Consider the following 22,807-nt stretch of genomic DNA (forward strand, 5'->3'; position numbering starts at 1 on the left):
AAGTTTTATACTGTTTTTAAATATTCTAATACTTGTTTGCTCACTTTTTCGCCTGTAAATCCGAATTTCTCATCTAATACATTTGCTGGTGCAGAATATCCAAAATGTTCTAATCCGAACACTTTACCATTTTCGCCAACCAATCCTTCTAAATTAACAGGCAATCCTGCTGTTAATCCAAATAATGGCTTGTTTTTTGGAATTACTGAGTTCTGATAGTCTTTAGATTGCAGTCTAAATACACCTTCTGAAATTACTGAAGCAATGTTCACCTTTAAACCATTTTCTGCTTCTAAAATTTCGGCAGCAGCAATAAGTGTTGAAACTTCTGATCCGTTGGCGATTAAAACCACATCTGGATTTTCAACTTCTTTTACTAAATACCCACCTTTTTCAGCAGCTAATGCTTCCTGATATCTTGAAGTTCCTTTTGCAGGAATATCTTTGATGTTTTGTCTTGAAAGTATTAATCCTGTTGGGGTATTTTTATTTTCTAAAGCCATTTTCCATGCCACACTTGTTTCGGCAGAATCTGCAGGACGTAAGGCTAAGAAACTTGGTTTACCACTATGATTTTTTAATTTTTCTAATAAACGAATTTGCGCTTCTTGCTCTACTGGCTGGTGTGTTGGTCCGTCCTCACCTACTCTAAAGGCATCGTGCGTCCAAACATATTTCACGCCTAATTCTTGAATACCACTTAAACGTATAGCTGGTTTCATATAATCTGAAAACACAAAGAATGTTGCCACCACAGGAATGATACCTCCGTGTAAGGCTAATCCGTTAGCAATACATGCCATGGTTAACTCTGCTACACCTGCTTGTAAAAATGACCCTGAGAAATCTCCTTTTTTAAGAGCATGGGTTTTCTTTAAGAACCCATCGGTTTTATCTGAGTTAGATAAATCGGCAGAAGACACAATCATGTTTTCTACTTTCCCTGCTAAATAGCCTAAAACACCAGATGATGCAGCTCTAGAGGCTAATCCTGCTTTGTGTTCTATTGATTCGAAATCTAGGGCTGGTAATTCACCAGACAAGAAGAAATCTAATTTATCTGCTAAGGCTTTGTTTGATGCTTTCCAAGCTGCAATTTCTGCTTTCTTTCCTGCAGCCTTCGCTGTTTTTGCTTTTAAAATATCTTTATAAAAAGCCGCAACCTCTGGATAAATATCAAATGGATTTTCAGTACTAGCTCCTAAGTTTTCTAAAGTTTTTGCGTAATCTGCACCAGTATGACCAATTGGTTGCCCATGCAATTCGCAGTGACCTTCGTACATACTACCATCGGCAGTTACACAACCTTTACCCATAATAGTTTTACCTATTATTAAGGTTGGTTTTTCGGTTTCGTTATTGGCATCAGTTAATGCTTTTCTAATTTCATCGTGGTTATGCCCATCAATCGTTACTACCTTCCATCCCCATGCTTCGTATTTCATGGCAGTATCCTCGGTAGTTACCTCATCGGTAGACGTTGATAATTGAATATCATTCGAATCGAAGAACATGATAAAATTACTTAATCCTAAATGACCAGCAATTCTACCCGCACCTTGCGATATTTCTTCTTGTACACCACCATCAGAAATAAAACCATAAATTTTATGATTCATCCAATCTCCAAATCTGGCTTGTAAAAATTTAGCGCCAATAGCGGCACCAATACCCATAGTATGGCCTTGTCCTAACGGACCAGACGTATTTTCAATCCCTCTTTTTACATCTACTTCTGGGTGACCTGGAGTTATTGAACCCCATTGTCTAAAATTAGCAACATCATCCTTTTCATAATTTCCTAATAGATAATACTGAGCGTACATTAAGGTAGATAAGTGACCCGCATCCATGAAAAAACGGTCTCTGAAAGGCCATTCCATATCGGTTGGATCAAAATTAAAGAACTCCGAATATAAAATATGCATAAAATCTGCACCGCCCATCGGGCCACCCGGATGTCCTGAATTTGCCTTTTCTACCATGGCTACAGCTAAAGCTCTGATATTATCTGCTGCTTGTTGATCTAATTTTTTGTTCATTTTAATTATGGTTAATTTTTAATAGCCAACTATGTTGTTGGAACTCATTAGATTGATTTTAGAAATAATTTTGCAAAACTACAAAAACATTTATCTAATGGCTATATTAAATTCATTAGATATATACTTTAGCAAATATAAAATAAAATTATTAGTTAAGTGTCTCTAAAACACTTAATTTTAAAAAGCACACAAAATTACTATTACAATTAGTTGAAAGCCATGTGTTTTTTGTATAAAATTCGTGTTTCATCTATAGAGAACTCGATCTTAGTCCACTTTTCACTATTTTTATAATTCTATTCTGCAGTCAATAATAATGAGCGCAGATGTTCAGACATATAATATCACTAATCCTATGAAACCAATTAATACAGCCTTATGTTCTTTTGGTATGAGCGGTCATCTTTTTCATGCCCCGTTTATATCAGCTAATCCCAATTTTAATTTATATGGCGTCTACGAGCGCAATAAGAGTCTGTCTAAAGAAAAGTATCCACAGGTAACCCTTTTTAGATCTTTAGAAAGCATGTTGAGCGATGATGCTATTGAATTGGTAATAGTAAACACGCCGAACGTTACACATTTTGAATTTACTAAAATGGCCTTAAACGCGGGCAAACATGTGGTTGTTGAAAAACCTTTTACCACATCGGTTGCCGAGGCAAACGAATTAATTGCATTAGCAAAGACTAAAAAACTAATGCTATCCGTGTATCAAAACAGAAGATATGACAGCGATTATTTGACAGTAAAAAAGGTATTAAACGAGCATTTATTGGGAGACATAGTTGAAGCCGAATTTCATTACGACCGATTCGATTCTAATTTAAGTTACAAAACTCATAAAGAAACCCCTGTGTTGGGTGTTGGGAGTATTTACGACTTAGGCTCACATCTTATAGATCAAACCTTGCAACTGTTCGGAATGCCTAAATCTGTTTATGCCGATTTAGATGCACTGAGACCCAACTCGAAAGTTGGTGATTATTTCGATTTGAAACTATATTATCCGTCGCATAGAGTCATTTTAAAATCGAGTTATTTTGTTCGTGAACCTCTACCTGGATATATCATTCATGGCACTAAAGGGTCTTTTATAAAACCTAAAACAGATGTTCAAGAAACAGAACTTCAATCTGGCAAAAGCCCCGACAATGTTAATTGGGGTATTGAAGCAGAAACCAACAGAGGCCTACTCCATACCGAAATAAATGGAAAGATTATAAAAGAACACGTCCCGACATTACAAGGAAATTATATGGCGTATTATGATGGCTTATACAATGCTATTAGAAACAACAAACCACTTCCTGTTACTGCTGAAGATGGCATGTTAGTGATTAAGGTGATTGAAGGTGCCTTATTAAGTAATGAATTAAAAAAAGTGATTGATTTATAGGAGTAACACCCAAATTATTATAGCTAGACAAAATAGAACATCAAGCTTCTTAAGTTATTCCGACTCAATTTTTTCAGATTTCAAAATCACGTTTGCTGTTTTTAAGCCTTTGCCCGTTACCGTTAAACGCATATCGCCAGCTTCCTTATCAGATTGAACCAATACCACTAATTTGCCACTAAACAATTTCATAGTTGGCAAATGAAATTGTTCTAAAGATGTAGCATCACCATTACATGCGGCACGATACCTGCCTTTGCCAGTAACACTAAATTTTAATTGATTTGTTGCCGTAGGGCAAACATTCCCTTCCTTATCAACCACCGAAATAGTTACAAAAGCTAAATCCTCTCCATTGGCTTTTAATATTGTTCTATCGGGTTCGAGGATAATTTTATAAGGTTTTCCGGCTGTGCGCACTTCCTTTTCTGCAACCATATTGCCTTCATCATCAAACGCAACGACTTTAACAGTACCCGGTTGGTATTTTACATCCATCCACATTAAACGATATCGGTTTTGTGGCGTATCGTTATTTTTTTTCTGAACGCCCATACTTTTTCCATTTACAAAAAGTTCGGCACTCTTATAATTGGTATAAACAAATACCGGCGTAGTTTCGCCCTCGCGTCCTTCCCAATTCCAATGTGGTAAAATATGCAAAGTGTTATCTGATGTGTTCCACCGACTTCTGTATAAATAAAAACGGTCTTTAGGTAATCCAGCCAAATCGTTTATTCCGAAATACGAACTGCGCGATGGCCATTGTTCGTCGTACGGCGTTGGTTCTCCTAAATAATCAAAACCCGTCCATACAAACTCTCCTATTACCCAAGGTTTATCATCTTGAAGTATAAAATCATCATCGGGTAAATTCGACCAGCTACAATATTCTAAATCGTACGAAGAACTTTGAAAATCGTCATACTGTTTTGATACCGCTTTTTCAACCGGAAATTTATAAATACCTCTGGAACTTACTGTTGATGCTGTTTCAGATCCTAAAATAAATCCTTGCGGAAATTTTTCGAAGGCTTCTTCATATAAATGCACCCTGTAGTTTAATCCAGGAATATCTAATAAGGCGCCAAAGCCCGATTCCATAGTAGCTTTAACCTGATCCATACCAACAGTTACAGGTCGGGTTGGATCTTCTCTATGAAAAATATCTTGCAAACGCTTCGCGCGCTTTACGCCATCAGCACCCCATTGATCTGGCACTTCATTGCCAGAACTCCACATAACGATACTTGGATGATTTCGAGTAGCATGAATTAAATTAACCAAGTCTTTTTCAACATCGGTTTCAAAAAACAAATGGTAGCCATTGTCTACTTTTGGTTTTGCCCATTCATCAAAACTTTCTGCTAAAAACATAAACCCCATTTCGTCGCATAATTCTAATTGCTCTAAAGATGGCATATTGTGGGAACTCCGTATAGCATCACAACCCATATCTTTTAAAATTGTTAATTGGCGACGTAAAGCGGCTTTATTAATTGCCGTACCAATAGGACCCAAATCATGATGTAAACAAACACCTTTAAATTTTCTGATGTTTCCATTTAAACTAAAACCTTTGTTGGCTTCATATTTAATTTCTCGAATTCCGAATGTCGTAGTTATTTCATCTTTTAGGCTGTCGTTGGAATACAATTGAGAGATTGTTGTGTATAAATACGGTGTTTCCGGACTCCATAAATTCGGGTTTTTTACAGCCATATTTTGATCGAATTCGTTGCCAAAACAAGTGGTAGTGGTATCGGCACTAACCACGTTCCCGGATGCATCTTTAATCTTTGTGATGAGTTTAAACTGATTACCTGAAACTTTTGTTTTAATGTTCACTTTAGCCAAATCCTGAGTAATGAAAGGCGTGGTAATATAGGTTCCCCAATGCTTTATACTTTCTTCATTTTTGATAATAATTTTCACTTTTCGGTATAAACCAGCTCCTGGATACCATCTAGAAGACAATTCACGGTTTGTTAACTTCACAGCTAACGTATTAGAAGTTGTAACCACATCTGTGATATCGAAGTAAAAATAATTGTAACCATAATTCCATTCGCCTACCTTCTTTCCGTTTAAATAAATGCGTGGTTCGCTCATGGCACCATCAAAAGTCAACAATACTTTTTGGCCTGGTTTTATTTGAGGCATGGAAAAATTATTGCGATACCAAGCTTCACCAATGTACGGAAGCGCTCCTGTACGTCCAGTTTTTTCCGTAGCTATCTTTTCACCATTTTGTTCAATAGCCACAATTTGCTTGTCTATTTCTTGGTCGAAAGGTCCATAAATAGCCCAATCGTGCGGAACCGTAACTGTTTGCCATTTTGAATCGTTAAAGGCACTTTGATAAGCATTCTCATGATTACCTTTTGCAAACTTCCAGCCTTCTTTTAATTCAATTTCGGTTCTTGTTTGAGCGTTAAAACTAGTTACTATGAAACCGAATAATGCTACGAATATGAATTGTAAATTTCTCATGCTGCAACTTGTTTTCAATATTTTGAATTCAGGAAGGTAAGAATATAAATTAAAATGATTACATGAAAAAAAGCTTATTTTATAAAGCCACCAGAGCATTGGTGCTGTTTAAATCTAGTTGATATACGAAAAGCAAATTCAAAAAAAAAGCCTCTCAATTTCTTGAGAAGCTCTTGCTTTATTGTGCGGGCGGGGAGACTCGAACTCCCACACCTCGCGGCACCAGATCCTAAGTCTGGCGTGTCTACCAATTCCACCACGCCCGCTAGTAGTCCCGATAATTATCGGGATGCAAATATAAACAAGATTTTTAAATTGCAAACTTATAAGCGCTAAAAACATTCTTTTTTCTACTTTTAAATACTAATTGCAGATACTTTTATTTATCCACATAGAATTCGATATCATTATGCTTAAGAAAATCGTTTCCCTCTTCATTACATTCATGCTAAGCCATGCTATTTTTTCTCAATCACAAGAAACATCTATTACTTTAGAAACCCAAACTGGAACAATAGCAGGTTCTATAATAATCGCAGATACTACTAAAGTCACACCCATTGTACTACTAATTGCGGGCTCCGGACCTACGGACAGAAACGGAAACAATCCCATGATGACTAACAATTCATTAAAAATGTTGGCAGAGGGCTTGTCGGAACACGGTATTTCATCACTGCGATTTGATAAACGTGGCATTGCGGAGAGTAAAAATGCTGGTGCAAATGAAGCTGATTTACGTTTTGAAACGTATGTAGACGATGTTAAAAGCTGGTGCGATTTAATTAAAAAAGACAGCCGATTTAATGGTTTAATTATTCTTGGGCATAGTGAAGGCTCATTAATAGGTATTATGGCATCTCAAGACAAACAAGTTGATACATTTATTTCTATTGCAGGTCCTGGACTACCTGCAGGCGAGGTATTACTTAAACAATTACAAGAACAATCGCCTTTAGCGTATCAAATGTCGCTCCCAATTATAGAAAAACTCGAACAAGGCGAACTGGTTAACAATGCTCCCGAAATGCTTCATGCCTTATTTCGCCCAAGTGTTCAGCCTTATTTAATCTCCTGGTTTAAGTACCATCCACAAACAGAAATCGCTAAACTGAACATCCCCATATTAATTATTCAAGGAACTACCGATATTCAAGTAAGTGTTAAAGATGCAGAACTATTAGCGCAATCCAACAAACAAGCACAAAAAGTCATCATCGAAAATATGAATCATATTTTAAAAGACGCTGAAGCGGACAGAACACTAAATATTCAAACATATAACAATTCAAAATTGCCTTTAAAAGAAGCATTAATTCCTGCCATTGTAAATTTCATCAATGCAAATTAACAATAAGCTTCTTTCAAAGAATCAATCAAAAAGTTTTCTTTTTCGTACTTTTGAAATAACTATAAAAATACTTCATGGATAACATACAATCTTATATTAAAGATCATAAAGACCGATTTTTAAACGAACTCATCGAATTACTTAAAATCCCTTCAATAAGTGCTGATTCTGCTTATAAAACTGATGTTTTAAAAACAGCCGATGCTGTTAAAACAAGCTTAGAAAAAGCAGGTTGCGACAGGGTTGAAATCTGTAAAACAGATGGCTACCCAATTGTTTATGGCGAGAAAATTATTGATAAAAATCTACCTACGGTTTTAGTATATGGGCATTACGATGTACAACCACCAGACCCGCTAAATTTATGGAACTCACCACCTTTTGAACCTGTTATAAAAAAGACGGATTTGCATCCAGAAGGCGCCATTTTCGCCCGAGGTGCTTGTGATGATAAAGGCCAAATGTACATGCATGTAAAAGCCATGGAATTTATGACCTCTACAAACCAACTACCTTGTAATGTAAAATTTATGATTGAAGGCGAAGAAGAAGTAGGGAGTTCCAACCTTGCCATTTTTGTAAAAAACAATCAGGAGAAACTAAAGAATGATGTTATATTAATTTCTGATACTGGCATGATCGCCAAAGATGTACCTTCTATAACCACCGGATTACGCGGATTGAGTTATGTTGAAGTAGAAGTTACGGGTCCCAACCGCGATTTACATTCTGGTTTATATGGTGGCGCTGTGGCAAACCCTATCAATGTGTTAACCAAAATGATTGCATCGCTTCACGACGAAAACAATCATATTACCATTCCTGGATTTTACGATAAAGTTGAAGAGCTTTCAAAAGATGAACGGGCAGAAATGGCAAAAGCACCTTTCAACTTAGAAAATTATAAAAAAGCATTAGATATAGAGGCTGTTTATGGCGAAACAGGATACACCACCAACGAACGAAATTCCATACGCCCAACTTTAGACGTGAATGGTATTTGGGGTGGTTATACTGGTGAAGGCGCCAAAACCGTTATTGCCAGTAAAGCCTATGCCAAAATATCCATGCGTTTGGTACCGCATCAAGACTGGGTAGAAATCACCGAACTTTTCAAAAAACATTTTGAAAGTATCGCACCAAAAGGCGTAACCGTAAAAGTAACACCGCATCATGGTGGTCAGGGTTATGTAACACCCATAGACAGCATTGGTTATCAGGCAGCAAGTAAAGCCTACCAAGATACTTTTGGCAAAACCCCAATTCCGCAACGTAGTGGTGGCAGCATCCCTATTGTGGCGCTGTTCGAGCAAGAACTTAAAAGCAAAACCATATTAATGGGCTTTGGCTTAGATAGCGATGCCATCCATTCGCCCAACGAGCATTTTGGCGTTTTCAATTACCTTAAAGGGATTGAAACCATCCCCTTATTCTATAAATATTTCACCGAACTTTCTAAATAATTTTTGGGTGTTACCACCTTTTACTTTTAAGAAGTAAAAGGTGGTCGCGCTTTACGCACTACACGGTAGTTTGCTCCAATCGCTAACACGAAAGGCTAACTTCAAAATGAAAAACCAACACAGCGAACACCTAATTTTACTTGTATTAGCTACTTTATTTATAAGTACTTCGGGTGCCTTGGGTAAATATATCGACTTACCAACACCTGTAGTTATCTGGTGGCGTTGCTTTTTAGGCGGCCTGTTTTTATATGCCTTTTGTAGATATAAAAAGTTCGAATTAAAAATACATTCCAGAAAAGATGCGATTGCGATTTTAATAAGTGGCCTGCTATTAGGCATGCATTGGATAACCTATTTTTACGCTTTAAAATTATCGAATGTGGCCATTGGCATGCTTTCACTGTTTACCTTTCCAATAATAACAGCGTTTCTTGAACCCCTATTTATAAAAGTAACATTCGATCCTATTTATCTTCTATTAGGAGCCATCATTCTATTTGGTGTTTATATGCTCGCTCCGGAGCTCGATATAGAAAGCACCCATGTAAAAGGTATTTTATTTGGGCTACTGTCGGCCTTCTTTTTTGCTTTGCGCAATATCATGTCTAAAAAACTAACCTTTAACTATAGTGGTACACACATTATGTTTTATCAGGTTATAGTACTGAGCATTGTTCTTGCGCCAACACTTTTTTATTATGGCACATCCGGAATAAAAACAGAATTCCCTTATGTTATTATGCTCGCGCTTATAACAACCGCTATCGGTCATACAATGTTGGTAAACAGCCTGAAGCATTTTACAGTAAGTACGGCAAGTATTATAAATGGCATCCAACCTATTTTTGGTATTATTATCGCCTATATTTTTTTAAATGAAATGCCAACATTTAATACGTTTATTGGAGGCTCGTTAATTCTTGCAACTGTTATAATTGAAAGTGTTCGGTCTAGGAATAAATAGAAATCATCATTTAATTTTTCAGACCTCACAGGTTTTAAAAACCTGTGAGGTCTTTTTTTATACAATTTTGTAACAAATTAGCTGCTTCAAACATTTTTAAATTCATACAACATTTATTATAAAAGTGTACGGTCTAGGAATGAGCAAACTATCTTAATGATTATATTTTACACTCTACATTTGTAGAATTAAAATATTTATTCTATGTTTGTAGAACAAATTCTAACTTTATAGAACATGCAATTATCAAAATCCGAAGAAGAATTAATGAATTACTTATGGGAGCTTGAAAAAGCATTCATGAAAGATTTACTTGAAATTTATCCAGACCCGAAACCAGCCACTACTACAGTTGCAACACTATTAAAGCGTATGGCAGATAAAGGTTTTATTGCCTATAAATTATTCGGAAATTCAAGAGAGTATTACCCATTAGTAAAAAAGAAAGACTACTTCTCTAAACATGTAAATAGTTTAATAAAAAACTTTTTTAACGATAGTGCATCTCAATTCGCATCTTTTTTTACCAAAGAAACCAATCTTACAAAAGAAGAGTTAGAGCATTTAAAAAAACTAATAGATACCGAACTTAAAAACAAATAGTCATGATAATTTATCTTATAAAATCAGGGTTATGTTTAGCTATATTTTATAGTTTCTATAAGTTCTTATTAGAAAAAGAAAGTTTTCATATGTTTAAACGTTTTTACCTTTTGGTGGCTTTAATATTAGCATTTGGTATTCCATTTATAACATTTACGGAGTACATTGAGGTTACACCTCAAATTTCCTTTTCAACTATACCAGAATTATCAAATGAAATTAACTCAACAATAGAACCTCAATTCACAAACTACATTCCAACTACCTTTTGGGCTATTTATGGCGTTGGTTTTTTCTTATTCAGCATAAAATTCATCAAAAATTTACTCAAAATAACAAACAAAGTTAAACGTAATCCAAAATTAAAAATCAAGCGTTTTACAAATGTTCTATTACAAGAATCCACTATACCTCATACCTTTTTTAGTTACATTTTTTTAAACAAGCAAAAATTTGAAACCAATCAAATTCCCAAAGAAGTTTTATTACATGAGGAAACACACGCGTTGCAAAAACACAGTTTAGATGTGTTGTTTATTGAAGTGTTACAAATCCTCTTTTGGTTTAATCCATTAATCTATTTTATAAAACACAGCATCAAATTAAACCATGAGTTTTTAGCAGATCAAGAAGTTTTAAATAAAGGTATTGCGCCTTCTGCATATCAACAAATACTATTGGCATTCTCATCAAATGCATCAGAACCTCAGTTGGCAAACGCCATTAATTATTCATCAATCAAAAAACGATTTACAGTCATGAAAACAAAAACAACAAAACAAACCTTTTGGATTAGAGGCTTTATTCTATTGCCTTTACTAGCTTTTTTAATTTATAGCTTTAGCGACAAAGTAACCGTAGAAAAAGAATTAAATTTAAATGAAAATAATTTAATTCAAAAATACGAGAAAACCATTCTAATTTTCATGAACTTTAAAGATGAACTTCTAATAAATGATGATGAAAAAACATATGAAATAAATGCGCTTAAGACTCAGTTAAAAATTTATTTAAATACACTTTCAGAATTACAAAAAGAAACTCTAACAGTAGACTTTAGGGCAGATTCTAAATGTTCTAAAGAAGCTATACTAGAAGTAAAAACCATTTTAAGAGAGCTTGGGCTATTTAAAGTAACTTTTAAACAAAATTCTACAATAACTGCGACGCCTGAAGAATTAATTGAATACAATAAAATGGCGAAACATTATAATGCTAAACCTGCAAATAACCGAATTATAGATTTATTGGATCTAAAACGATTAGAAACAATCTATGGTGTAATGACCGAGGAACAAAAAGCCAATGCTGAACCATTTCCTAATTGTCCACCTCCGCCGCCCCCACCTCCATTAGGTGTGCTTTTAGAAAATTATGATCACCCATCTGACGAATTGCAAAAGGCATACAACGATTACTCTAAATTAGCAGAAGCCTATGGAAAAGCAATGCAAATATATTTTAAAAACAAAGAAGGAAATATTAGTAATTTAACCATGCAATATAGAGATGTTATGATTCTTTATAAGCATCTAGAAAAAGTTGCAGAAAACGAAAAAACAAATACGATCCCACCACCCCCACCTCCACCTGCGCCAAAAGTGAAACAAGGGGAATTTTCTGATATTTCGCCACCTCCAACTCCTCCAACACCAAAATCACCTTTAGATTATGTTATAGACATGGCTAAAAAAGGAGCTACGTTTAGTTTTGAAGGAAAACCAATTTCTTCGGATGAAGCCATAGATTTATTAAAGAAAAACGATGAACTAAATATTTCATCGTATTCTAAAAACGGAAAAAATATAGTAAATATTCAAAGCAAACCTATCGAACATTAATTTCAATAAAGACTTTTATAGACCTGCTACGTTTAAACCTAGCGGGTCTTTTTTTGAAAATTATGTAACAAATTGATGCTGTTTACGTTCTAATAGTCAATCATCAATCAAAATCTATCATTATGTTAAAGCAATTCTTCATTATTTGCTCAGGCTCAGACACCGATATTTTAGAACAATGCTCTAAAGGCGAACAAAATAAATACGCCGGTATTGGCGCTACTGTTTTTTTTACGGCTTTTATGGCATTTATTGCTGCTAGTTATGCGCTTTATACCGTTTTCGACAATATTTACACGTCTGTTTTCTTCGGACTCATTTGGGGTCTTCTTATTTTTAATTTGGATCGCTATATTGTTTCAACCATTAAAAAAACAGGGAATGTTTTAGACGAACTTATTCAAGCAACTCCAAGAATTTTATTAGCGGTAATTATAGCTGTTGTAATTTCTAAACCATTAGAACTTAAAATCTTTGAAAAAGAAATCAACCAGGTGTTACTAGAGCAAAAAAACGACTTAACCCTTGCCAACCAAAATCAAATTGCAAAACAATTTAATCCTGATATTGACAATCTTAACAACGACATATCAGGTTTACAGCAACAAATAGCTGCTAAAGAAGCTGAAGTAAATACTTTGTACGACACTTATATAGCCGAAGCCGAAGGAACTGCTGGCACTAAATTATTGGGCAAAGGTCCTGTTTATAAAGAAAAGCGAGATAAACACGATGCTTTATTAGCAGAATTGCAACAGCTTAAAGAAGAAAACAAAGCAAAAATTGCAGATTCTGAATCTCAAATAGCCAAACTAAAAGGCGATTACCAAACACAGGTTATATCTACACAGCCTATAATTAATAATTTTGATGGGTTAATGGCACGCGTAAATGCTTTAGGCAAGTTGCCTTGGCTGCCATCTTTATTTATATTTCTGTTGTTTCTGGCTATTGAAACTTCGCCTATTTTTGCCAAATTACTATCGCCAAAAGGAGCTTACGATTTTAAATTAGAAGACCAAGAAACAGCAATAAAAACGAACGTACTTCAAAATAAAAAGCAGCGTGAAGTGATGATAAAAACCGACTTTACCATTAACGACAGGATTTATAGCGATTTAGAAAACGACGACGAGCTTTATACCTACAAGCGCACAAAAGTGAGGGAACTTATGCAGCTTCAGGCAGACGCCTTTTACAAACAACAACAAGACATACTATAGTTGCCTGTAATTATAGGCACAACTATGTTCAATGGAAAAATCGAGAGTTACTTCGAAAAATAATATTATAAATTATGCTGCCATTTCAGATTTGAAATGATTGTATAAATCTTTACATCCTAAACCAACAATTGATAGATTTTTATGTCTTGCAATGGCTTCTCTGTGTAGTTCTGCAAAGGCATTAACTGCATAGCGATCCATACTTGTTACATTCTCAATACTAATAGTAACGTTATCTAATTTATCAAAAATGTTTTTGAATTCACTTTGAAATACGCCTAAATTACTTTTGTTTAAACTACCTTGAATCTTATAAAAATTGTTGCAGTTAGTGATTTTTAATTCCATAATACGTTGAGTTAAAATTATTAAACAATAAATCTGGGCTATTAATCAGGGAATCATTACGTAAATATATAAATTCAAGTTACTTACGCACATTTTTTTCGACCAATATGTATTTCTTTAGACAAAGCAATTTTGTTTGTCATTTTTATCGATGAGTAACCAATTTAAAATAAAGATTTTGCTATTTTTACCAGCATCTCAAATAAACATCTATTCTATATATGAAAAAGTTAATCGTATTATTATTCTTGATTTCAACTTTTAATAGCTTTTCTCAAACCACAGAAAAAGAGGACAAAGATGCTATTATGGCTGTTTTAAAAGCGCAAAGATTGGCTTGGTCTAAAAATAATATTGCGGAATATATGGAAGGTTACTGGAAGAGCGACTCATTAAAATTTTATGGTAGCCATGGGGTAACCATGGGTTGGGAGAATACTTTAGAGCGCTATCTGAAAGCATATCCTACCGAAGACCATACAGGTAAATTAAGTTTTAAAATAAACGATATTTCCAAAATAAGTACTGATGCTTATTATGTTTTAGGTGAATACCATATAAAAAGAGAAGTTGGAAATGCTGATGGTATTTTTATGCTTGTTTTTAAACGTATTAATGGCGTATGGAAAATTATAGCAGATACTTCTTGCTAATTTAACGCCGACTTGATTTTAATTTCTGAACTGCGTTAGGGATAGCAGTGAAAATCCTTTTTAAAACCTTGGTAAAAACAAATTTTGGACTTAACTAATATTTGACAGATAGCCACGTCCTTCGTCCTCGCTATGAGTTATTAAAAAGATTGAAACGTATAGCCCGACCTTTAGGGAACGCCCAAATATTATAATTTTTTAACGTATTTAGTAATAATTACAATTTGCTGATTGTCTACTTTACCTTCAATATATTCGGCATTTTCGTGGTCTAAACGAATATTTCGCACCGCAGTTCCTTGTTTTGCCACCATACTGGAACCTTTTACCTTTAAATCTTTTACCAACACCACCGAGTCTCCGGCTTCGAGAATAACGCCATTTACATCGCGGTGAATTATTTTATTGGCTTCGTCTTCGTGCTCGCCAGTTGCCCGTGCAAGCGCTAAAGCTTCATCGTCTAGATACATCATGTCTAACAAATCTTTTGGCCAACCTTCGTTACGCAGTCGTTGCAGCATTCTCCATGCCATTATTTGAACTGCAACAAATTCGCTCCACATACTATCGTTTAAACAACGCCAGTGGTTTACATCCATTTGGGTGTTGCCTTCAATTTGGTCTAAACAGGTACTACAAACCAACAAGCTATTGTCTACACTCTCGTTTAAGGAAGGCGGAATTGTGTATTGTTTTAAGTCTTTGGTAGCTGCACATAATTCGCAAGTAGTGTTGCTTCTGTTTTGTAGTGTTTGTAATACGCTCATTGTATAATTTTATATTTTACAATATTACGTTTAATAAAAAGTTTCCGCAAGTTTAGATTCTTAAGAAGTTTTAAAACAAAAAAAGGACACCTCTAAGTGTCCCTTTTTTATATTTAATAATAGGATTATTTGGAAAGATCGTATATAAATGTGTACAGATAATCCCCATGAACCCCTGTAAAATATTTACCCCAGGCTTTACCTTTTGCTTTATTGGCTTCGTTGTCTGGAAATGCTGCATTCATTAACTCATTACTTCTATCAAACATTTTATCTAAATCGGCTAGCGAATCAATAAAAAACGCTTCCATAAACTCTGTTTTATCTGAACCCCAAGCATGTACATTTGGATAGTACGCTTTTACAACTTCATTTTTTTGAACAATCGCAGCATTACCTTCCAGTCTTAATTTTTCGAACTCTTCCATGGTGCCATCTTCTGGAAAAGCAAAATGACTTTTTCTTACGTAGCACACCATATCTTTTGTTGGTTTTTCGGCCATTAATTTAGCACCCGGTATAGTCGCATAAATTTCATCTGAATGTTCGTTGGAATAATAAGAGTTTAGGTTTTTCATGAATGCTTTACGCTTAGTTTCATCTGGCCATGCCGCCATTATTAACTCATTATTTCGTTTACCGAACTTACCTATATCTTCCCACGACGCAAATGTTTGTACCGTTAGAAACTCGGTATTATCGGCGGTCATATTATGCAAATAGCTGGAAGCTCCCATTATAAATTCATTTTTCATGGTTACTTTTTCATGGTATTCTTTCGCAGCCGCCTTCCATTCAGACATTTTAAAATCTTTTTTATTCATATTCCAGTGATTGGTTGTCACGGTAATAAACTCCGGTCTTTTCGGTGCATCTATTTGCGCAAAAATTGTCGTTGTACTAAACATTAATAGTGCTAGCACTATTACAGCAAAAAATTGGTTGTTTGTTTTCATAATTTTTAAAAATTAAAGTTAGTATAATGGTTAACTGATTAACATTACTACTTAGGACGAAAAATAAATGGGGAGTATTTCGCAAACGCTACTTTACTTTCTGTGGGGGAGAATTAATTTTTAAAACAACAATATACAAAATATTTTTTTACAAATATTTAATTTTCAACAATTTAAATAAACACACGAATTAACGTAAGAAAAAGAAACTTGTTATTTTAGACTTTCGCGAAGTTTTTTTGTCAAGCTTTTTACCACTAAATCGTATGAATGGTCTATAAGCTCCTGAATAAATTTGGGCTGCAAATCGCCATCTTGAATATATACGGAATTCCAATGCTTTTTACTCATGTGATATCCGGGTTGTATACTACTATATTCTGCTCGAAGTTCTTCGGCATAATCGGGATCGCATTTAAGATTTATAAATTTTTCACCCGATTCCCATTTTTTCAATCCAACTAACGCAAACATTTTACCCAAAACTTTAAAAACGAGTGTGTCTTCATCAAAGGGAAAATCTTCGGTGACACCTTTCTTTTTTAGACAATATTCGTGGATTTGTTCAATGTTCATTTTAAAAAATTTATTTTAAATTTTACATGAAATCTCAATCATTCCAAAATTTTAAATAACACCGGCTTACTTGGAGTAGCATCGTTTTCAAAAGGGGCAATTTGCAGATTTAAAAAATAGGTACCATCTTCAATGCTGTTTGGAACAAAAATAAACTCGGTTATGGTGGCATCCATTCTCAACGTTCCTTTGGTATTCCAAAAGGCATTATGTGCTAACAATTCGCAATCGTCTCTTTCTTTATCGACACTTGGTAAATCAACAAGTAAATGATTAACGCCTTTCTCCCTGAGGTATATAGCCACTTCTTCCAACAGATAGGTAGGATTAGTGTTGGAATATTGCTTCGATAATTTATCCGTCATATTAGGAATGGTTCTAAGCACAACGGCATCTCGTTTTTTATTTCCTAACGCAAATTGAATTTGCTTTTTTGAAATTACAAAATCACCTTTAAGCTTTTCTGGAGCTACCGTAATTACTTCGGCCAAAAAGAAAAATTGTTTTAAATTTTGATTGATGGAATGTACCGTTTCGGTAATATGACCAACACATTCTGTGTGTGTACCATGTGAATGCGGATTAAAGTAAATATTATTAAAATTGATGCAGGCACCATCTTTAACCGTTGCAACCCATTCCCCATCTTTTACAGGTTCTATTTTGGGCTCTTCTAAATACCATGCATTTACATTACTTTTTGAAGCACGCATGGGTATAGAAATATCTAAAGCTTGTGTTAAATCGATTTGATATTTTTTGGAATTGTACTGAATGGTTGCGATCATGATAAATTAATTTTAAAAAGGTCTGAGGCAATACCGTCGCTTAAAAATTTTCCTTTTTTAGTGACTTGTATTTTCCCGTCATTAAGATACAACATTTCATTTTTTAAATGAAAATTAGCCTGCTCTAAAAGATACTTTTTATACTGTTTTCCAAAATCTTGCTCAACTTTTTCTAAAGAAACCCCCCAAATGGTTCGCAAGCCAGTCATGACATACTCGTTATATTTATCGGTAATTGAAAGTATTTCCGTTTCTATGGGTAGCACATTTTGCTCTAAAGACTTAATGTATTTTGAGTTGTTTCGCACATTCCAACCGCGTTCGTTTCCATTAAAGGAATGCGCCGAAGGACCAATACCTAAATAGGGTTTCCCTTGCCAATAGGCCGAATTATTTTTACTGAAATAATCGGGCTTCCCAAAATTTGATAATTCGTAATGCACAAATCCACTAGCTTCCAATTTTTCAATTAATATATAAAACTGCTCTTGTGCCAAATCTTCATCTACATTTTTAATGACACCTTTTTTAATAAAAGTATCTAATGCTGTTTTTGGCTCGACGGTTAAAGCATAACTGGAAATATGCGGAATATTATAACTTAAAACGGTTTCTATATTTTTAATCCAGTTTTCGGTACTCAATCCGGGAATGCCGTAGATTAAATCAATAGAAATATTATCAAAATGTTTAGTTGCTTCTTCTAAACAATCCTTTGCTTCTTCGGCGTTATGGGCACGATTCATGAGTTTTAAATCGGCTTCGAAGAAAGATTGAATGCCAATCGAAAGTCTGTTGATTCCAATTTCTAGGTAATCTTCAAAAATAGTTCTCGACTGCGCTCGAACTGACACCAAATCGTCGGGGTTAGCTTCTAAAGTTATTTCAGGATTTTCAACAACGCTATAGTTTTTATAAACTTCAGAAATTAACAATCGTAATTCATCCATAGTCAATAAACTTGGGGTTCCGCCACCAAAATAGATTGTTTCTACGGTTTGATTTTTTAGTTCATCCTTACGCAAAACCAATTCTTTTACTAAGGCATTAACAAGTTCATTTTTCTTTTTTAAGGTTGTGGAAAAATGAAAATCGCAGTAATAACACGCTTTCTTGCAAAATGGGATGTGAATGTAGATTCCGGCAGCCCCACCTAACCTCCCCAAAGGAGAGGAAGACGTTTCTATTTTATTATAATTGTTTTCAACCAAAATAAAATTAGCTTTTATTCTTTCGTGCATTTACAACCGTCACTCCTTTTTTACCACCTTCAGAAGTCAGAGCGCTATTTTGTTTCACAAAAGCATCCCAACCGGAATAACTTTTACCAATTTCCACTTTCCCTGAATTATAAAAATGACATACCGCTGCTGCTAAACCATCGGTCGCATCGAGATTCTTCGGTAATGATTTTAAACCTAGTAAACTTTGCAGCATTTTGGCAACTTGTTCTTTACTGGCATTTCCGTTTCCTGTAATAGCCATTTTTATTTTTTTTGGAAGATATTCTGTAATGGGAATTTCTCTACTTAAACCAGCGGCCATGGCAACTCCTTGCGCTCTACCAAGTTTTAGCATACTCTGTACATTTTTTCCATAAAAAGGGGCTTCAATAGCAATTTCGTCTGGGTGATGCGTATCAATAAGTTCGATGGTACGCTCAAAAATGAGTTTTAGTTTTAGGTAATGGTCGTCGTACTTTTTTAAATCCAATTCATTTAACTGCAAAAAAGACATGGTTTTACCAACCACTTTAATAAGTCCGAATCCCATAATGGTGGTTCCAGGATCTATCCCTAGTATAATTTTTTCTTTACCCATTAATTACAGTATTTACACGCATTTAACGATACGGAAATACCCAATGTAACATACATTAAATCACCGTTAAACGAAAACCCATCAACATTTACATCATATTTGTCTTTTCCTGCTAAAGAATACACATAACCCAAATCGGTAAAAATAGACATAGAACTCGAGAGTCCGTAATGAAGTTCCATCCCGCCCAAAGCATTAAAAAAGGTGCTTCTATTTTCACTAAAATCGCCTAAAGGTTGAATAAAACTTATTCCAGGTCCCGCGTGTGCAACTACTGCAATCCGGTCTGGCAAAAAGCTTAATAGCGATCGAAGATTATAAACCATTTGAGCGTTTACACGCGTATAATTTAGCTTGTATTCTAATGAAGATTCATCATTTGTTGAACGATTAAAACCAACATCAAGTTTCGCGCCTAAGGTTCTAGAAAACATATGCTGCAAGCCAATGTTAACCGTTGGGAAATTAACATATTGTGAATAATAACCCCCATTATCAGTAGTTTCTTTTGGATTATTTACTCCAACAGCAAATTGAATTTTCCACAACTCAGAATTTGTTTGGGCATAACTTAGCGTTGACACTAAAACAGCTAAACTTATTAAAATTTTTATTTTTTGCATTTTAAAATATGAGGCGTTATGATAATAATCGTTTAATTTGTGACGATGCTAAGTGCTTTATCATACAAATCTAAACAATTCTTTTTTGTGCTTATTAAAATTAGCATTGTACTTATTGCTTTTTATTTTATCTACCAAAAACTTATAAATAATACCGATTTCATTGATTTTTTAACCCAAAAAAAGACTTTTTCATTTAAAAATATGTTGTTTTTGTTGCTTTTAAGTGGTTTTAACTGGTATTTTGAAATAATAAAATGGCAGACCTTAGTTACTCCATTAAAAAGAATCGGTGTAATGGAATCTGTTGAACAAAGTTTAGGAGCTTTAACAGCCTCCTTATTTACACCTAACAGAATTGGCGAATATGGCGCCAAAGCCATTTATTATCCTAAAGCCTATAGAAAGCATATTGTACTTATTAACCTAATAAGCAACCTGCTACAACAGAGCATTACTGTAATTTTGGGCGTATTAGGTCTTTCTCTATTTATTTTGAAATACCATATAGTTGCTTTTAACATGAAATGGGTACTATGGCTAATAATCATACTTGCTATTCTCGTATTGGCAGTTATACTACTGAGAAAATCCAAATACTTTATAAAATGGATTTATTTTGAAAAAATTAAAACATTCCTTTTAACCTATCCTAAAAAAACTATAGCATATGGGCTTGGTTTTTCACTGCTACGATATTTACTTTTTTCATTTCAATTTTATTATTTGCTAACTATTTTCGGAATTGAAATTTCTTATCTCGAGGCTATGCCCGCCATAACAAGCATGTATATTTTAGCTTCGGCCATTCCTAGTATATTTATTTTTGATGCCGTTGTAAAGGGTAGTGTTGCGGTTTTTCTTTTTGCTTTTATTGGCGTAAATTCCATTACAATTTTAAGTATCGTGGGTATTATGTGGCTGTTTAATTTTGCGCTGCCAAGTATTATTGGAAGTTACTTTGTTCTGAAATTTAAATTTCCAAAAGACCCTATATTATCATGACAATACTCAGCATTATAATAACCTTATTATATCTTATTTTAATAGGGAGTTTCGCTTTCGGATTTGATAAAGTCGCCATTTTTAAAATTAAAGATTCACTTTCGGTTACAAAATTTTCGGTAGTTATTCCTTTTAGAAATGAAGCTGAAAATTTACCGCTTTTATTAAACGCTATACATTCGTTACAATACCCAAAGGAACTATTTGAAGTTATTTTTGTTGATGACGAATCGGAAGATGATTCAGTCGAAATAATAACCAAAGCCACAGCACATTACCCTAATATAAGCGTTGTAAAAAACGAAAGAACGTCAAATTCACCCAAAAAGGATGCCATTTCAACAGCTATTAAGATTGCTAAAAACGAATGGATTATAACTACAGATGCCGATTGTGTACTGCCAAAATATTGGCTGAATAGTTTTGATGAATACATTCAAAAAACTAATGCTATCTGTATCGCAGCGCCTGTAAGCTACATGGAAATGAACAGCTTTTTAAACCGATTTCAAATATTTGACATGCTTAGTTTACAAGGCGCTACGATTGGGGGTTTTGGCATAAACAAACCTTTTTTGTGCAATGGCGCTAATTTTGCATACAAAAAAGAGCTTTTTTATACCGTAAACGGATTTGAAGGCAACACACATACTGCCAGTGGAGACGATATTTTTCTATTAGAAAAAGTAGCCAAAAAATACCCAACCCAACTTCATTATTTAAAAAGCGTACAAGCGGTTGTGTTTACCAAAGCACAACCAACCTGGGCTGCTTTAGTGTCGCAACGCGTACGTTGGGCTGCAAAAACAAGCGCTTATAATAATTGGTTTGGCAAGCTTACAGGACTCATTGTATTACTCATGAACACCCTTATTATTACCAGTACTTTACTTGTTATAGTTGGCGCTTTTAATGTGAAGGTGTTTTTTTACCTATTGATAATTAAATTCAATATCGATTTCTATTTAATATATAAATCGGCTGTTTTTTTTAATCAGAGAAGCGTGTTAAAAAGCTATATCGTTGCTTTTTTATTTTACCCGTTTTTTAGCGTTTATGTTGCAATTACTTCCATTTTTTCGAACTACACCTGGAAAGGACGTTCTTTTAAAAAATAAACTAATCTGCCTTAATAATTATAGGTAATTTAAACTCGGTTTTAACCTGTTGCCCGCGCTTAATAGCCGGATATATTTTGGGTAAAGAATCGAGGCTAGAGTGGATTAATTTCTCGATATCTGGAATTTCTTGAATTGTAAGACTATCAATTTTAACATCTATTAAAGAGATGACACCTGTTTCTGAAACCTGAAAACGCAGATTCAAAGTATCGGTCACATCATGCGTTACAATAATAGGCTCGTTTTCAAGATATTTTAGAATATGCTTGGTTAAAATTTCAGTAAAACAACGCGTTTTTTCATCCTTGGTTTCTAACGAATCACAATTTGAAAACGACGGATACACATCGACATCATTCCAATTAAATGTTTTTAGTTCTTCATTTAAAATAGCTTCCGAAGATGTTTTTTTCACATTAAAATACTCGCAAGAAACGAGGAATGTAACTAATAAAAAAACAATGACGTGTTTCATGAATTATAACTAGGCTGGAAAAGTACAATTTTTTTTAGATTTTAAAATCCTTAAAAGCAGTAATTTCTATAAATTTTGATTATTAAAATGACATAAACGAAGAAGCCCTATGGGTCTCTCACCTCCATAGGGCTATTGTAAATTGCTATTATCAACAAAAAAATTGAGGGATTACTAATTTTTCGAAGTGTTGATGCTACAAAGATAAGAAATCTTAACCTCTTCGAACTGCGGGAAACCCGTAACACCATTACGGGTTACATGCAAAACTCAACTATATCAGGCG

The 22,807-nt window shown here is 34.4% G+C and carries 21 protein-coding genes and 1 tRNA gene; 10 read left to right on the forward strand and 12 right to left on the reverse strand.

Features of this window, described 5'->3' with window-relative positions; all coding sequences use genetic code 11:
* Positions 1–5: 5 nt before the first annotated feature.
* A complete protein-coding gene (locus ACFQ0I_RS00995; RefSeq protein ID WP_379938550.1) occupies positions 6–2,042 on the reverse strand; it encodes a transketolase family protein in 2,037 nt (678 codons plus the stop codon).
* 358 nt (positions 2,043–2,400) lie between these two features.
* Between ACFQ0I_RS00995 and ACFQ0I_RS01000 the strand changes: the two genes are divergently transcribed.
* Positions 2,401–3,444, forward strand: a complete 1,044-nt coding sequence (locus ACFQ0I_RS01000; protein WP_379938551.1) for a Gfo/Idh/MocA family oxidoreductase — start codon at positions 2,401–2,403, stop codon at positions 3,442–3,444.
* 54 nt (positions 3,445–3,498) lie between these two features.
* Here ACFQ0I_RS01000 and ACFQ0I_RS01005 read toward each other — a convergent pair whose 3' ends face one another.
* Positions 3,499–5,937, reverse strand: a complete 2,439-nt coding sequence (locus tag ACFQ0I_RS01005) for a DUF4982 domain-containing protein (RefSeq protein WP_379938552.1) — start codon at positions 5,935–5,937, stop codon at positions 3,499–3,501.
* A gap of 184 nt (positions 5,938–6,121) precedes the next feature.
* Positions 6,122–6,203, reverse strand: a tRNA-Leu gene (locus tag ACFQ0I_RS01010).
* A 143-nt stretch (positions 6,204–6,346) separates the two neighbouring features.
* Between ACFQ0I_RS01010 and ACFQ0I_RS01015 the strand changes: the two genes are divergently transcribed.
* The 6 genes from ACFQ0I_RS01015 to ACFQ0I_RS01040 all read left to right on the forward strand — a co-directional run bounded on the left by ACFQ0I_RS01015 (position 6,347) and on the right by ACFQ0I_RS01040 (position 13,385).
* Positions 6,347–7,288, forward strand: a complete 942-nt coding sequence (locus ACFQ0I_RS01015) for an alpha/beta hydrolase (RefSeq protein ID WP_379938553.1) — start codon at positions 6,347–6,349, stop codon at positions 7,286–7,288.
* A 74-nt stretch (positions 7,289–7,362) separates the two neighbouring features.
* Positions 7,363–8,751 carry a dipeptidase gene (locus tag ACFQ0I_RS01020; protein ID WP_379938556.1) on the forward strand — a complete coding sequence of 463 codons (1,389 nt, stop codon included), beginning with the start codon at positions 7,363–7,365 and terminating at the stop codon, positions 8,749–8,751.
* A 106-nt stretch (positions 8,752–8,857) separates the two neighbouring features.
* The gene (locus ACFQ0I_RS01025) at positions 8,858–9,718 is read left to right on the forward strand and encodes a DMT family transporter (RefSeq protein WP_379938558.1); all 861 of its coding nucleotides are present in this window, start codon (positions 8,858–8,860) and stop codon (positions 9,716–9,718) included.
* A gap of 237 nt (positions 9,719–9,955) precedes the next feature.
* Complete coding sequence (locus ACFQ0I_RS01030) at positions 9,956–10,321, forward strand: BlaI/MecI/CopY family transcriptional regulator (RefSeq protein ID WP_379938560.1); 366 nt, start codon at positions 9,956–9,958, stop codon at positions 10,319–10,321.
* Positions 10,322–10,410: 89 nt separating this feature from the next.
* Complete coding sequence (locus ACFQ0I_RS01035; RefSeq protein ID WP_379938561.1) at positions 10,411–12,162, forward strand: M56 family metallopeptidase; 1,752 nt, start codon at positions 10,411–10,413, stop codon at positions 12,160–12,162.
* A 122-nt stretch (positions 12,163–12,284) separates the two neighbouring features.
* Positions 12,285–13,385, forward strand: a complete 1,101-nt coding sequence (locus ACFQ0I_RS01040) for a DUF4407 domain-containing protein (RefSeq protein ID WP_379938563.1) — start codon at positions 12,285–12,287, stop codon at positions 13,383–13,385.
* A gap of 72 nt (positions 13,386–13,457) precedes the next feature.
* Here the strand turns inward: ACFQ0I_RS01040 and ACFQ0I_RS01045 are convergent, their stop codons facing one another.
* Positions 13,458–13,736, reverse strand: coding sequence for an STAS domain-containing protein (locus ACFQ0I_RS01045; RefSeq protein WP_379938565.1), 279 nt, complete (start codon positions 13,734–13,736; stop codon positions 13,458–13,460).
* A gap of 221 nt (positions 13,737–13,957) precedes the next feature.
* On the opposite strand from ACFQ0I_RS01045, the gene ACFQ0I_RS01050 reads away from it, so the two are divergent.
* Positions 13,958–14,389 carry a YybH family protein gene (locus ACFQ0I_RS01050; RefSeq protein WP_379938566.1) on the forward strand — a complete coding sequence of 144 codons (432 nt, stop codon included), beginning with the start codon at positions 13,958–13,960 and terminating at the stop codon, positions 14,387–14,389.
* A gap of 188 nt (positions 14,390–14,577) precedes the next feature.
* Here the strand turns inward: ACFQ0I_RS01050 and ACFQ0I_RS01055 are convergent, their stop codons facing one another.
* The 7 genes from ACFQ0I_RS01055 to ACFQ0I_RS01085 all read right to left on the reverse strand — a co-directional run bounded on the left by ACFQ0I_RS01055 (position 14,578) and on the right by ACFQ0I_RS01085 (position 19,920).
* Positions 14,578–15,156 carry a PhnA domain-containing protein gene (locus ACFQ0I_RS01055; protein ID WP_379938567.1) on the reverse strand — a complete coding sequence of 193 codons (579 nt, stop codon included), beginning with the start codon at positions 15,154–15,156 and terminating at the stop codon, positions 14,578–14,580.
* Positions 15,157–15,281: 125 nt separating this feature from the next.
* On the reverse strand, positions 15,282–16,112 hold the full coding sequence (locus ACFQ0I_RS01060; RefSeq protein WP_379938569.1) for a hypothetical protein: 831 nt from the start codon (positions 16,110–16,112) through the stop codon (positions 15,282–15,284).
* A 213-nt stretch (positions 16,113–16,325) separates the two neighbouring features.
* The gene (locus ACFQ0I_RS01065; RefSeq protein WP_379938571.1) at positions 16,326–16,688 is read right to left on the reverse strand and encodes an MmcQ/YjbR family DNA-binding protein; all 363 of its coding nucleotides are present in this window, start codon (positions 16,686–16,688) and stop codon (positions 16,326–16,328) included.
* A gap of 38 nt (positions 16,689–16,726) precedes the next feature.
* Positions 16,727–17,476, reverse strand: a complete 750-nt coding sequence (locus ACFQ0I_RS01070; protein WP_379938573.1) for a cyclase family protein — start codon at positions 17,474–17,476, stop codon at positions 16,727–16,729.
* Positions 17,473–18,717, reverse strand: coding sequence for a radical SAM family heme chaperone HemW (hemW, locus tag ACFQ0I_RS01075; RefSeq protein WP_379938574.1), 1,245 nt, complete (start codon positions 18,715–18,717; stop codon positions 17,473–17,475). Before hemW ends, ACFQ0I_RS01070 begins: the two co-directional genes overlap by 4 nt.
* A complete protein-coding gene (ruvC, locus tag ACFQ0I_RS01080) occupies positions 18,695–19,297 on the reverse strand; it encodes a crossover junction endodeoxyribonuclease RuvC (protein ID WP_379938576.1) in 603 nt (200 codons plus the stop codon). The genes hemW and ruvC overlap by 23 nt, the downstream gene beginning before the upstream one ends.
* Positions 19,297–19,920 carry a cell envelope biogenesis protein OmpA gene (locus ACFQ0I_RS01085; RefSeq protein WP_379938577.1) on the reverse strand — a complete coding sequence of 208 codons (624 nt, stop codon included), beginning with the start codon at positions 19,918–19,920 and terminating at the stop codon, positions 19,297–19,299. The genes ruvC and ACFQ0I_RS01085 overlap by 1 nt, the downstream gene beginning before the upstream one ends.
* Positions 19,921–20,007: 87 nt before the next feature.
* Here ACFQ0I_RS01085 and ACFQ0I_RS01090 point away from each other — a divergent pair, with 87 nt between their 5' ends.
* Together ACFQ0I_RS01090 and ACFQ0I_RS01095 are read left to right on the forward strand one after the other, a co-directional pair.
* The gene (locus tag ACFQ0I_RS01090; protein WP_379938578.1) at positions 20,008–20,925 is read left to right on the forward strand and encodes a lysylphosphatidylglycerol synthase domain-containing protein; all 918 of its coding nucleotides are present in this window, start codon (positions 20,008–20,010) and stop codon (positions 20,923–20,925) included.
* Positions 20,922–22,043 (forward strand): glycosyltransferase family 2 protein, encoded by a 1,122-nt coding sequence (locus tag ACFQ0I_RS01095; RefSeq protein WP_379938580.1) that lies wholly within the window; start codon positions 20,922–20,924, stop codon positions 22,041–22,043. The genes ACFQ0I_RS01090 and ACFQ0I_RS01095 overlap by 4 nt, the downstream gene beginning before the upstream one ends.
* Before the next feature lies 1 nt (position 22,044).
* Here the strand turns inward: ACFQ0I_RS01095 and ACFQ0I_RS01100 are convergent, their stop codons facing one another.
* Positions 22,045–22,521 carry a hypothetical protein gene (locus tag ACFQ0I_RS01100; protein WP_379938581.1) on the reverse strand — a complete coding sequence of 159 codons (477 nt, stop codon included), beginning with the start codon at positions 22,519–22,521 and terminating at the stop codon, positions 22,045–22,047.
* Positions 22,522–22,807: the final 286 nt, after the last annotated feature.

This window comes from Mariniflexile aquimaris, assembly GCF_042676825.1.
Classification (GTDB): domain Bacteria; phylum Bacteroidota; class Bacteroidia; order Flavobacteriales; family Flavobacteriaceae; genus Mariniflexile; species Mariniflexile aquimaris.

Excerpts from the sequence above, each read along its gene's own strand:
- ACFQ0I_RS00995 (WP_379938550.1), bottom strand. The coding sequence starts at position 2,042 with ATGAACAAAAAATTAGATCAACAAGCAGCAGATAATATCAGAGCTTTA.
- ACFQ0I_RS01000 (WP_379938551.1), top strand. The coding sequence starts at position 2,401 with ATGAAACCAATTAATACAGCCTTATGTTCTTTTGGTATGAGCGGTCAT.
- ACFQ0I_RS01005 (WP_379938552.1), bottom strand. The coding sequence starts at position 5,937 with ATGAGAAATTTACAATTCATATTCGTAGCATTATTCGGTTTCATAGTA.
- ACFQ0I_RS01015 (WP_379938553.1), top strand. The coding sequence starts at position 6,347 with ATGCTTAAGAAAATCGTTTCCCTCTTCATTACATTCATGCTAAGCCAT.
- ACFQ0I_RS01020 (WP_379938556.1), top strand. The coding sequence starts at position 7,363 with ATGGATAACATACAATCTTATATTAAAGATCATAAAGACCGATTTTTA.
- ACFQ0I_RS01025 (WP_379938558.1), top strand. The coding sequence starts at position 8,858 with ATGAAAAACCAACACAGCGAACACCTAATTTTACTTGTATTAGCTACT.
- ACFQ0I_RS01030 (WP_379938560.1), top strand. The coding sequence starts at position 9,956 with ATGCAATTATCAAAATCCGAAGAAGAATTAATGAATTACTTATGGGAG.
- ACFQ0I_RS01035 (WP_379938561.1), top strand. The coding sequence starts at position 10,411 with ATGTTTAAACGTTTTTACCTTTTGGTGGCTTTAATATTAGCATTTGGT.
- ACFQ0I_RS01040 (WP_379938563.1), top strand. The coding sequence starts at position 12,285 with ATGTTAAAGCAATTCTTCATTATTTGCTCAGGCTCAGACACCGATATT.
- ACFQ0I_RS01045 (WP_379938565.1), bottom strand. The coding sequence starts at position 13,736 with ATGGAATTAAAAATCACTAACTGCAACAATTTTTATAAGATTCAAGGT.
- ACFQ0I_RS01050 (WP_379938566.1), top strand. The coding sequence starts at position 13,958 with ATGAAAAAGTTAATCGTATTATTATTCTTGATTTCAACTTTTAATAGC.
- ACFQ0I_RS01055 (WP_379938567.1), bottom strand. The coding sequence starts at position 15,156 with ATGAGCGTATTACAAACACTACAAAACAGAAGCAACACTACTTGCGAA.
- ACFQ0I_RS01060 (WP_379938569.1), bottom strand. The coding sequence starts at position 16,112 with ATGAAAACAAACAACCAATTTTTTGCTGTAATAGTGCTAGCACTATTA.
- ACFQ0I_RS01065 (WP_379938571.1), bottom strand. The coding sequence starts at position 16,688 with ATGAACATTGAACAAATCCACGAATATTGTCTAAAAAAGAAAGGTGTC.
- ACFQ0I_RS01070 (WP_379938573.1), bottom strand. The coding sequence starts at position 17,476 with ATGATCGCAACCATTCAGTACAATTCCAAAAAATATCAAATCGATTTA.
- hemW (WP_379938574.1), bottom strand. The coding sequence starts at position 18,717 with ATGCACGAAAGAATAAAAGCTAATTTTATTTTGGTTGAAAACAATTAT.
- ruvC (WP_379938576.1), bottom strand. The coding sequence starts at position 19,297 with ATGGGTAAAGAAAAAATTATACTAGGGATAGATCCTGGAACCACCATT.
- ACFQ0I_RS01085 (WP_379938577.1), bottom strand. The coding sequence starts at position 19,920 with ATGCAAAAAATAAAAATTTTAATAAGTTTAGCTGTTTTAGTGTCAACG.
- ACFQ0I_RS01095 (WP_379938580.1), top strand. The coding sequence starts at position 20,922 with ATGACAATACTCAGCATTATAATAACCTTATTATATCTTATTTTAATA.
- ACFQ0I_RS01100 (WP_379938581.1), bottom strand. The coding sequence starts at position 22,521 with ATGAAACACGTCATTGTTTTTTTATTAGTTACATTCCTCGTTTCTTGC.